Annotated in this window: 8 protein-coding genes and 1 pseudogene; 3 read left to right on the top strand and 6 right to left on the bottom strand. The window is 34.2% G+C overall.

Annotation, left to right across the window (positions count from 1 at the left end; genetic code table 11):
• Positions 1-212 precede the first annotated feature (212 nt).
• The gene (locus WBY99_RS12440; protein ID WP_423976656.1) at positions 213-557 is read right to left on the bottom strand and encodes a phage holin family protein; all 345 of its coding nucleotides are present in this window, start codon (positions 555-557) and stop codon (positions 213-215) included.
• Between the two features lie 130 nt (positions 558-687).
• Between WBY99_RS12440 and WBY99_RS12435 the strand changes: the two genes are divergently transcribed.
• A complete protein-coding gene (locus WBY99_RS12435; protein ID WP_423976655.1) occupies positions 688-2,238 on the top strand; it encodes a M20/M25/M40 family metallo-hydrolase in 1,551 nt (516 codons plus the stop codon).
• A gap of 202 nt (positions 2,239-2,440) precedes the next feature.
• Here WBY99_RS12435 and xth read toward each other — a convergent pair whose 3' ends face one another.
• The 3 genes from xth to WBY99_RS12420 form a co-directional block, all read right to left on the bottom strand.
• Positions 2,441-3,220 (bottom strand): exodeoxyribonuclease III, encoded by a 780-nt coding sequence (xth, locus tag WBY99_RS12430; protein ID WP_423976654.1) that lies wholly within the window; start codon positions 3,218-3,220, stop codon positions 2,441-2,443.
• Positions 3,221-3,361: 141 nt separating this feature from the next.
• Positions 3,362-3,694 (bottom strand): ferredoxin, encoded by a 333-nt coding sequence (locus WBY99_RS12425; RefSeq protein ID WP_423976653.1) that lies wholly within the window; start codon positions 3,692-3,694, stop codon positions 3,362-3,364.
• 42 nt (positions 3,695-3,736) lie between these two features.
• Positions 3,737-4,789, bottom strand: a complete 1,053-nt coding sequence (locus WBY99_RS12420) for an NAD(P)/FAD-dependent oxidoreductase (RefSeq protein WP_423976652.1) — start codon at positions 4,787-4,789, stop codon at positions 3,737-3,739.
• 141 nt (positions 4,790-4,930) lie between these two features.
• Here WBY99_RS12420 and WBY99_RS12415 point away from each other — a divergent pair, with 141 nt between their 5' ends.
• Together WBY99_RS12415 and WBY99_RS12410 are read left to right on the top strand one after the other, a co-directional pair.
• Positions 4,931-5,698 (top strand): DUF3108 domain-containing protein, encoded by a 768-nt coding sequence (locus WBY99_RS12415; protein ID WP_423976651.1) that lies wholly within the window; start codon positions 4,931-4,933, stop codon positions 5,696-5,698.
• Between the two features lie 122 nt (positions 5,699-5,820).
• Positions 5,821-8,247: a DUF5916 domain-containing protein gene (locus WBY99_RS12410; RefSeq protein WP_423976650.1), complete on the top strand. Its 2,427-nt coding sequence runs from the start codon at positions 5,821-5,823 to the stop codon at positions 8,245-8,247.
• A 365-nt stretch (positions 8,248-8,612) separates the two neighbouring features.
• Here WBY99_RS12410 and WBY99_RS12405 read toward each other — a convergent pair whose 3' ends face one another.
• Both WBY99_RS12405 and WBY99_RS12400 read right to left on the bottom strand, forming a co-directional pair.
• Positions 8,613-9,377 (bottom strand): class I SAM-dependent methyltransferase, encoded by a 765-nt coding sequence (locus WBY99_RS12405; RefSeq protein WP_423976649.1) that lies wholly within the window; start codon positions 9,375-9,377, stop codon positions 8,613-8,615.
• A pseudogene (locus WBY99_RS12400) lies at positions 9,365-9,670 on the bottom strand (DUF2071 domain-containing protein); the annotation flags it as partial. The pseudogene WBY99_RS12400 and the gene WBY99_RS12405, both read right to left, overlap by 13 nt.

The following is a 9,670-nucleotide window of genomic DNA, read 5'->3' as shown; positions in this document are numbered from 1 at the left end:
ATATAATTCCTGAGAAAAGGTTTGAATGGAACAAAAAACGACGAGTACTGAAGTTAAAATGGAACGCATTAATTTTTATTTTAAGATTATTGATTTTGATGATCCGTTATTTATTAACGGTTTCCCATTATGAATGAAAGGTGATCATCATTTATTAAATAAAAAGCGTTTCAAAACTATTGAAACCGCTCAAAAATTTTCTTTTTTACCACTTACTTTTCCGAGGAAATAATCCCATTTAATAATGAAGTAATAAAGGACAAAGCAATACTGAATATAAATGCCCACCAAAAACCATCGATCGTCATTCCATCTACAAATTTCGCCGCCAGTAAAACCACCAAAGCATTAATCACTAAAGAGAAAAATCCCAACGTAATAATGGTTAAAGGCAATCCTAAAATCTTTAAAATAGGAGTAACAATTAAATTGAGAACCCCTAAGACCAAAGCGAAAATCACGGCGGAACCAAATGAGGGAATATGAACTCCACTTAAAATTTTTGTGAGAACAAAAGCAACGATTGCAGTTATTAATAATCGGATAATTAAATTCATAATCTATTTTTTTTATAAAATTAAAAAATTAAAGTGAGTAAGCAAGAAATTGAATACTATTTTCTTTTCTCCCATGGATAGACAGTTCCTTAGAATAAATTTTATTATCTTCATCGCAAAATTATATTCAATGAAGAACTATGCTAAATTTTTGATGATTTCTACGGTTTTTGCGGTGGGTTTAAATGCTCAAACGAAAGACCAAATGGTACAATCAATTATGGATGAAACTTACAAAAACTCTCAACTCGAAACACTTGCGTACGAATTGATGGACGACATTGGACCACGATTGGTTGGAAGTCCAAAAATGCAACAAGCACATGACTGGGCGGTAAAACGTTTTCAAAACTGGGGAATCGATGCACAGAACGAAAAATGGGGCGAATGGAAATCCTGGGAAAGAGGACCGTCAACTATTGAAATGGTTGCTCCTTATGCCAAATCAATCGAAGGAATGCAGTTGGCTTTCAGTCCAGCAACTTCAGCAAAAGGTTTAACAGCAGACGTGGTGATGTTGCCAATGTTTAAAAACAAAGAAGAATTTAATGCTTGGCTTCCAAAAGTTAAAGGGAAATTAGTAATGGTTTCGCAATACCAACCAAGCGGAAGACCAGAATATAACTGGAAAGAATTTGCAACCCCGGAATCATTTGAAAAAATGAAAAAAGAATCAGCAGATGCTTCTGAAGAATGGAGAAAATCAATCGCTGCAACTGGAGAAACATCTAGAACTTTAAATGAAAAATTAGAAAAAGCAGGTGCTTCAGGAATCGTTTCTTCTTATTGGTCCAGAGGATTTGGAGTGAATAAAATTTTCGCAGCAGGAACAAAAACGATTCCTGTAGTTGATATTTCATTAGAAGATTACGGTCAATTATACCGAATGATTCAGCACGGAAAAACACCAAAACTGAAAATAAATGCACAGTCAAAAGACAAAGGAATTGTTCCAACTTTCAACACTGTTGCCGTAATTAAAGGTTCTGAAAAACCTGAAGAATATGTAATTCTTTCTGCGCACTTCGATTCTTGGGACGGCGGAACTGGTGCTACCGATAACGGAACCGGAACCATTACCATGATGGAAGTTGCGAGAATTCTTAAAAAACATTATCCAAATCCAAAGAGAACAATTATAGTAGGACTTTGGGGAAGTGAAGAACAAGGTTTGAATGGTTCCCGCGGTTACGTTTGGGATCACAAAGATCAGATGCCAAATGTTCAGGCAGTTTTCAATCAAGATAACGGAACGGGAAGAATCGCCAATATCAGCGGTCAAGGATTTTTGAATTCTTATGATTATATCGGAAGATGGTTAAGCGCCGTGCCGAAAGAATTAACCAAAGGAATCGAAACTTCCTACCCAGGATTTCCTGGCGGTGGCGGATCTGACCACGCATCGTTTATAGCTGCTGGAGTTCCTGCATTTATGTTGAGTTCATTGAACTGGAGTTATGGAACCTACACTTGGCATACCAACAGAGATACTTATGACAAAATCGTTTTTGATGATTTGAAAAGTAACGTTGCAACAATTGCAATCTTAACCTATATGGCAAGCGAAGATCCTGAAAAGGCGTCTGCAGAAAGAATTAAAATGCCAATTAATACCAGAACTGGGGAACCAATGAAATGGCCAGAAATGAAAGAACCAACCAGAAAAGGTGGTTTAGACTAAGGTTTTCTTGATTGATTTAAAAGATCATCTCAAATAAAAAAAGTCGGTAATTTCTAAACGTTTAGCGTGAAGATTTTACTGGCTTTTTTTTATTAATATCATCATTGAATTCGAAGGAAAGCAACCATAGATTTGATAATCCTATTTTAATAATGATTAACTTTTTGATGGAAAATAATTAGAATTTTTAAATTAAAAAGAATTAGTCAACATCATCCAACTCAATCCACGCAGGAACATGATCACTCGATTTTTCCCAGCCACGAACCGCCTTGTCTACACCACCATTTTTTAGGTGAGGTACAATAGCAGGAGAAAGCAAAAAATGATCAATCCGCATTCCGGCATTTCTTTCGTACGCTTTTCTGAAATAGTCGTAAAAAGTATAAATAGTTTCTTTCGGATAAAGGTGTCGCAAAGCATCTGTCCAACCTTGAGCAATTAAATTCTGGAAAGCTGTACGAATTTCAGGTAAAAAGAGCGCATCTTTTATGTATTTCTCTGGTTTATAAACGTCGTTCTCCGTAGGAATAATATTAAAATCTCCAGTAATGATTACGGGTTTCCCAGAACTGATCAAAAATTTTGCTTGAGCATTAAGTCTTTCTAGCCACTTTAATTTATAATCAAATTTTTCACCCGGCACAGGATTTCCATTGGGAACATATATACAAATTATCGTTAAATCATTCACGTTTACTTCCAGGTATCTGCTTTGTTCATCGGTTTCATCGTCTGGTAATGTGGTTCGAATGACTGTTGCTTTCTTAGATTTTGTCAAGACTGCTACTCCGTTCCAACTTTTTTGTCCGACCCAAACAGCATGATAACCTGCTTCTAAGATTTCTTGTTCAGGGAACTTTTCTTGTGGTGCTTTTAATTCCTGTAAACAAACGACATCTGGTTTTTCTTCATTCAGCCATTGTAGAAGTACTGGCAGCCGACCATTTACTCCATTGACATTATAAGTTGCTATTTTCATAATCCATACTTTATTCAAAATTATCAAATCAACTAAAGGTAATAAAAGTATTTCTTAATTTCTAATAAACCTCTGGAAATAAAAAAAGGAAAGAAAAACTAAATTTTCTCTCCTTTTAATTTTTATTAAAAACGATATCCGTTAAGGATAAGGTGCAATTGCAACTTCTAAACCGTCGATTTCTGGAATGATGTGAATCTGACAACCTAATCGGCTGTTTTCCTGAACATGAAATGCTTCACCCAACATCGCATCTTCTTCAGCTCCCATTTCAGTTAACTTATCAGAACCTTCTACAATATAAACCTGACAAGAAGCGCACATTGCCATACCACCACAAACGCCGATGGTTCCTTCTTCCGCCAATTCATACGAGCGAATGACTTCCATTAAATTCATCGACATATCAGTAGGTGCAACCACTTCATGAATGTCGCCGTTTCGATCCGTAATTTTAAGATTAATATCCTGCATTGTATTATACTTGGTTCTTTTTACTTTTACTTGGCTCTTTGGTTAATCGATTTTCATTACGACTGCTTTCTCCGCTTCTTTACGGCTTCCGTCGAAACCGTCGATTCCGCTTACGGTCGTATATTTCAAAACGAATTTCTTGCCTGGATTTAGCATATTATAAACACTTTGACACATCAAAGTTGCTTCATGGAAACCACATAAAATCAGTTTCAATTTCCCCGGATAAGTATTGATATCTCCTATCGCATAAACTCCAGGAATATTGGTTTGGTAATCCAAAGCATTATTTACTTTGATTGCATTTTTTTCGATTTCAAGTCCCCAGTTTCCTAAGTCTCCTAATTTCGGTGTTAAACCAAAAAGAGGAATAAAGTAATCGGTTTCTATGTCAAAGGTCTCGCCTTCTTTTTCTACGGTAATCGCTGTTAATTTTCCATCACCTTTTAATCCCGTAACTTCTGCTGGAGTCATCATGTGGATTTTTCCTTGATTTTTTAAAGCCTGCACTTTCTCAACAGAATCCAATGCTCCTCGGAATTCATTTCTTCTGTGAATTAAAGTAACCTCACTTGCAATATCTGCAAGGAAAATACTCCAGTCTAAAGCAGAATCACCACCACCAGCGATTACTACTTTTTTATTTCTAAAATGTTCTGGCTCTTTAATGAAATATTCTACTCCATTTTCTTCGTAATCTGCCAAGTTTTCAAGAGCGGGTTTTCTTGGTTCAAAAGTTCCCAATCCACCAGCAATTGCCACTGCTTTCGCATGATGTACCGTTCCTTTATTGGTAATGACTTCAAAAGTTCCGTCTTCTAATTTGGTTAAAGTTTTAGCGGTTTCTCCCAAAGTAAATCCGGGCTGAAATTGCTTGGTTTGCTCCATTAAATTATCAACTAAATCTCCAGCGTTAATCGATGGAAATCCTGGAATATCGAAAATAGGTTTTTTCGGATACAGTTCTGTTAATTGACCACCTGGCTGCGGAAGCGCATCGATGAGATGACATTTTAACTTTAACAAACCTGCTTCAAAAACAGTAAAAAGTCCAGTCGGACCAGCGCCAATTATCAATATATCTGTAGTAATCATTAATTAAAAATTAGGTAATAAGTCGACAAATTTACAAAAATTAAAAGTACTATGTTGAGCCTCATTATGATTTTTATCATAGAAAAATCGAATAAAACCAAAATTTTATCTTTGTGGCAAATTATTTGCAAAGGCAAACCCATGAAAAAATTTTCAGTACTCTTTGGACTTTTATTAATTACTATTATCAGCGGACAGAAACTTCAGAATATTCAATCTGGTGAGGTTTTACGCTACAGAATCCACTATGGAATTTTGAATGCAGGAACCGCAAGTTTAACCACCTTGAAAACAACTTATCAAGGTCAACCCCATTTTTATGTAAAAGGTTATGGCAGAACAACTGGAGCCGTGAGGGCTTTTTTTAAAGTAGAAGATAATTATGAAAGTTTCATTAATTACAATACTGGTTTGCCAAGTTTTTATGTCCGTGATGTAAAAGAAGGAAATTACACCCAACATTTTGAAACCACTTTTAATCATAATAACCAAACGCTTCTCTTAACAGATAAGGAAAAAAACAATACTAAATCCTTAAATTCAGTAGTGGGAATTCAGGACATGTTGTCTGCATTTTACTATTTAAGAAGTTTAGACAGTACTGAATTGAAAACTGGAAGCACCAGAAAACTCAATATTTGGATCGATGATGAAATGTTTCCCTTTCAGCTAAGAGTAGTTGGTACCGAAAATGTAAAAACAAAATTCGGTTCTATCAATTGCTTAAAAATAATCCCACAAGTAATTAGCGGCCGTGTTTTTAAAGATAAAGAAGGAGTAACTCTTTGGGTGAGCAACGATCGCAATCATGTGCCAATTGCCATAAAAGCAGAATTAGCAGTAGGCTCTTTGAAAGCCGATATTGATTTCTATTCAAATGTGAAATATGCTCTTAATTTCACAAAGTGAATTATTAGGTAAATCGCTAAGAATTAAATAAATGGACAATTGTTCGTTTATTTTTTTTGAATTTTTTTTGAAATTGATGTAACACCATGTAGGTTTTCGTTGTCTTATTCCTAAACTATTCAATGAAATTTACATTTGCCACGCTCCTACTTTTCTTTTCTTTAACACAAACTTATTCACAAACCATTGAAAAAGAAAATATTTCCAGAAAGAAAATCAATATCAGCAAAATAAACAACGCTCCGAAAATCGATGGGATTCTGGATGAAGAAGTTTGGAAAAATGCAGCCGTAGCCGAAAATTTCATTGAAAGAAATCCCACCAACGGAAAACCTGAACCCGACGATTTCAAAACCACCGTAAAAGTTCTTTACGATGACACCGGAGTTTATTTCGGTGCAACGCTGATTGATCCACATCCTGAAAACATTCAAAAACAATTGGCGGAACGCGACGATATCGGAAATGATGATATTTTCGGGATTACCATTAATGGCTATGATGATCATCAACAAGCAGTTTTATTCTTCGTTCAGGCTTCAGGAGTGCAAGCTGACGCTAAAATTATGTCAACCGCAAATGATGATTTTTCATGGAATGCAGTTTGGTTTTCAGCCGTTAAGATTAATGAAAACGGTTGGACTGTTGAAATCAAAATTCCTTATTCAGAACTGCGTTTTCCAAAGAAAGATATTCAGAAATGGGGAATTAATTTCATTCGGGTAATTCAGAAAACCAAACAGAATCTGACTTGGAATTTCGTTGATAATAAAAAAGCAACTTATCTAATGTATGATGGAGTTTTAGAAGGAATCCAGAATATTCAACCACCATTAAGATTATCGTTAACGCCTTATTTTTCTACATATTTAAATGATTTTGATGGAAAGACCGCCACCAACTTTAATGGAGGAATGGATATTAAATATGGAATTAATGACGCCTTTACTTTTGATATGACTTTGATTCCAGATTTTGGACAAACCAATTTTGATCATTCTATTTTAAATTTAAGTCCATTCGAGCAACAATTTGAAGAACAACGTTCATTTTTCACCGAAGGAACCGAACTTTTTAATAAAGGAAATCTTTTTTACTCCAGAAGAATTGGTGGAAATCCGTCGGTTTATCCCGAAATATCGGCTGATGAAAAAGTAGCCGAATATCCTTCTAAAGTGAAATTATTTAATGCATTTAAAATTTCAGGAAGAACAAACAAAGGCCTCGGAATCGGATTTTTCAACGGTATAACTGAAAAAATGGAAGCCCTAATTCTTAATGAAAAAACTGGTGAAACCAGAAAAGAAGTTGTAGAACCATGGACGAATTATAACGTTTTGGTTCTGGATCAAAGATTTCATGAGAATTCTTCCGTTACATTAGTCAACACGAATGTTGTTCGGGAAGGGAATTTTCGCGATGCGAATTCTACGGCCTTTTTGTGGAACATTAATAATAAAAAGAATACCTATAATTATTTTGGGGCAATCAAAGGAAGTTGGGTCATGGATCACGGAAAAAAATTCGGGTCTCGTGGCCAAGTCGGTTTGGCTAAAAATTCCGGAAAGAATCAATTTAATATCAATGGAAATTTCGTTACAAAAAATTGGGATATCAATGATTTAGGATTTTCGACTTCTACCAATTTTGCCAATTACAATGCTTATTATGGTTATAGAATTTTGGAACCGACCAAAAAATTTAATAATATTTATCTGAACTTTAATGCCAATTATTATCACCGATTAGAGCCGTATTTATTTACCAATTTGGTCATCAGTCATAATAATCAATTTACGAATAAGAATTTTAGAAATTACGGCGGCGGTTTTGAATTTACACCTTTTGGCGAAAATGACATCTATGAACCTCGAACATCAGGACGTTTCTTAAAAAAACCTTCCTACCTGAATACCTGGATTTGGACTGAAAGTGACAGCCGAAAAAAGTTTCAGTACAATATGAATTTTGATTATTATGCTTACGACGAAAAAGGCAAAAATCTTGTAAGTCCATCGTTCTATTTTAGATATCGATTCTCAGATCAATTCAATACTGTTTGGAGATTCAATCCTTCTTTCAGCAATAATGAAATAGGCTTTGCAGGAAAAGAAGGCAATGAAATTTTCATGGGAAAAAGACAGCGAAATACGTATGAAAACAGCCTGACTTCGCAATACACTTTCAATGATAAAATGTCTCTTTCATTAGCATTTCGTCATTATTATTCAGATGTTACTTATAAAAGTTTCTTTACTTTAAATCAAGATGGAACTTTAGCATCGACAACGAAATTTAATGAAAATTTAAATGGAACTTACAATTCCTGGAATGTAGATTTACGCTATTCATGGTGGTTTGCGCCAGGAAGTCAACTTACCGTAATGTACAGAAATGCCGTAGAAGACTATTTAGGAATTTCTAGAATGAAGTTCAAAGATAATTTCAGCACTTTATTTAATGAACCGATGGTTAATAATATTTCTTTAAAATTAACATATTATATCGATTACAATCAAGCGAAAAATTGGCTTAAAAAGAAAAGCTAATTGTAAAAAAAACATAACAGAAATAAAGGAATAATGCGGTGAAAATAATATGGATTGTAGTTTCGAATTTCTTGCCTTTCCACAATTTAGGAGAATAAACAAACAATTGAAATACCAAACGAATCAACCAAAAAATCCCCAAACCAAAAGCTAATTTTCTCCCTAAAGAAGTTGAAATGATTTCATTTGAACAAAAGAAACATAAAATTCCCATCAAAAAAACCGTGAGCCCAATGAAAAAAGTGTGAATTTCCATCATTTGACGATTCATTAAATTTAAAGGTTTTAAGTCCTCTTTCCATTTGAAATATTTAGGAAAACCTACGTGAAGAGTTGCTAAAAAAATGAGCAAAATTCCTATTATTTTAAGATGAAGTTCCATTTCCTGAAAGATAAAAAGTGGTTACAAAAGGATTTATTTTTATTTTTTTTGAAATTTTGAATTGAGAATTTTCAAAAGTTTCGCGCCAAATTTTCATGGGTAGAAAATGAAAGAAGCCAATATTAAAAGCCAAAAAATTAGGAAAATCCCGCAAATGTTCTGTGATGATTACTTTTCCATTTTGTTTTAAAACCCGATTTAATTCTTTAAAAAAAACAATTCGTTCCGCATCATTTCTAATTTCATGTGCAGCAAAAATTAGGAATATATAATCAATGGAATGATCTTCGAAAGGTAACGAATCTGTTGTGACAGAAATCGTTTCCAGAGAATTGGGATAAATTGTTCGCGCTCTTTTGATGGAAATTTCGGTATGTTTTTTTTCATCATAAAAATCGAGCATTTTGATTTCTGAATTGCGGAATTTCTGTTGAAGCAAAAAACTGGTTTCATCAAAACCCGCATTAATATTGAGAATTTTGAATTTTTCTGAAGTATTGGGAATTTGAAGCCACTTTAAAGAATAAAATCCTGAAGCATCATAAACATAATAAGAAACGAGCAACGAAATAAGAACTGGCAAGAAAAATAAAACCGCAAAAACGAGCAACAAAAATCTTAGATGTTCTTCCACAGAAAAGTAATAATAGGCAAGAACAACCAAAACGATAAATCCAAACGCATAAAAATGCCAATTGAATCTTACAATATTTCTTACGCCTTGAAAGGGTTTTCTTACTGTTTCCATACGTCGATTTTACCTTTTTTCCAAGAATATGGAATGTCGTTAATGATAAAAGCATTGGCAAGAATCGCCTCCGAAAAATTAAATTTTTCTACAAATTGAAATCGATATTTTTCCACTTGAAGCGGATTTGGTTTCCAGTTTTGACGAACACCTTCAATGATGAGCATTTCCTTTTTTTCTTTATTAAAAGTAAAGGTGAAAGGCAATGGACCAGCAAATCTTCTGGCTTCTTTCCAATCCGAAAAAATCGAATTTTTGGGAAGTGGAATTTCTTTTTTTGTATTTTTCAGAAC

The organism is Kaistella sp., assembly GCF_049588135.1.
Taxonomy (GTDB): domain Bacteria; phylum Bacteroidota; class Bacteroidia; order Flavobacteriales; family Weeksellaceae; genus Kaistella.
Note: the sequence above shows the minus strand (reverse complement) of the source record. Positions and strands in the feature narration are given on the sequence as shown.

What these genes read in the sequence shown, in the direction of transcription:
- WBY99_RS12425 (WP_423976653.1), bottom strand. Translation starts at nt 3,694, where the DNA reads ATGCAGGATATTAATCTTAAAATTACGGATCGAAACGGCGACATTCAT.
- WBY99_RS12410 (WP_423976650.1), top strand. Translation starts at nt 5,821, where the DNA reads ATGAAATTTACATTTGCCACGCTCCTACTTTTCTTTTCTTTAACACAA.
- WBY99_RS12405 (WP_423976649.1), bottom strand. Translation starts at nt 9,377, where the DNA reads ATGGAAACAGTAAGAAAACCCTTTCAAGGCGTAAGAAATATTGTAAGA.
- WBY99_RS12440 (WP_423976656.1), bottom strand. Translation starts at nt 557, where the DNA reads ATGAATTTAATTATCCGATTATTAATAACTGCAATCGTTGCTTTTGTT.
- WBY99_RS12435 (WP_423976655.1), top strand. Translation starts at nt 688, where the DNA reads ATGAAGAACTATGCTAAATTTTTGATGATTTCTACGGTTTTTGCGGTG.
- xth (WP_423976654.1), bottom strand. Translation starts at nt 3,220, where the DNA reads ATGAAAATAGCAACTTATAATGTCAATGGAGTAAATGGTCGGCTGCCA.
- WBY99_RS12420 (WP_423976652.1), bottom strand. Translation starts at nt 4,789, where the DNA reads ATGATTACTACAGATATATTGATAATTGGCGCTGGTCCGACTGGACTT.
- WBY99_RS12415 (WP_423976651.1), top strand. Translation starts at nt 4,931, where the DNA reads ATGAAAAAATTTTCAGTACTCTTTGGACTTTTATTAATTACTATTATC.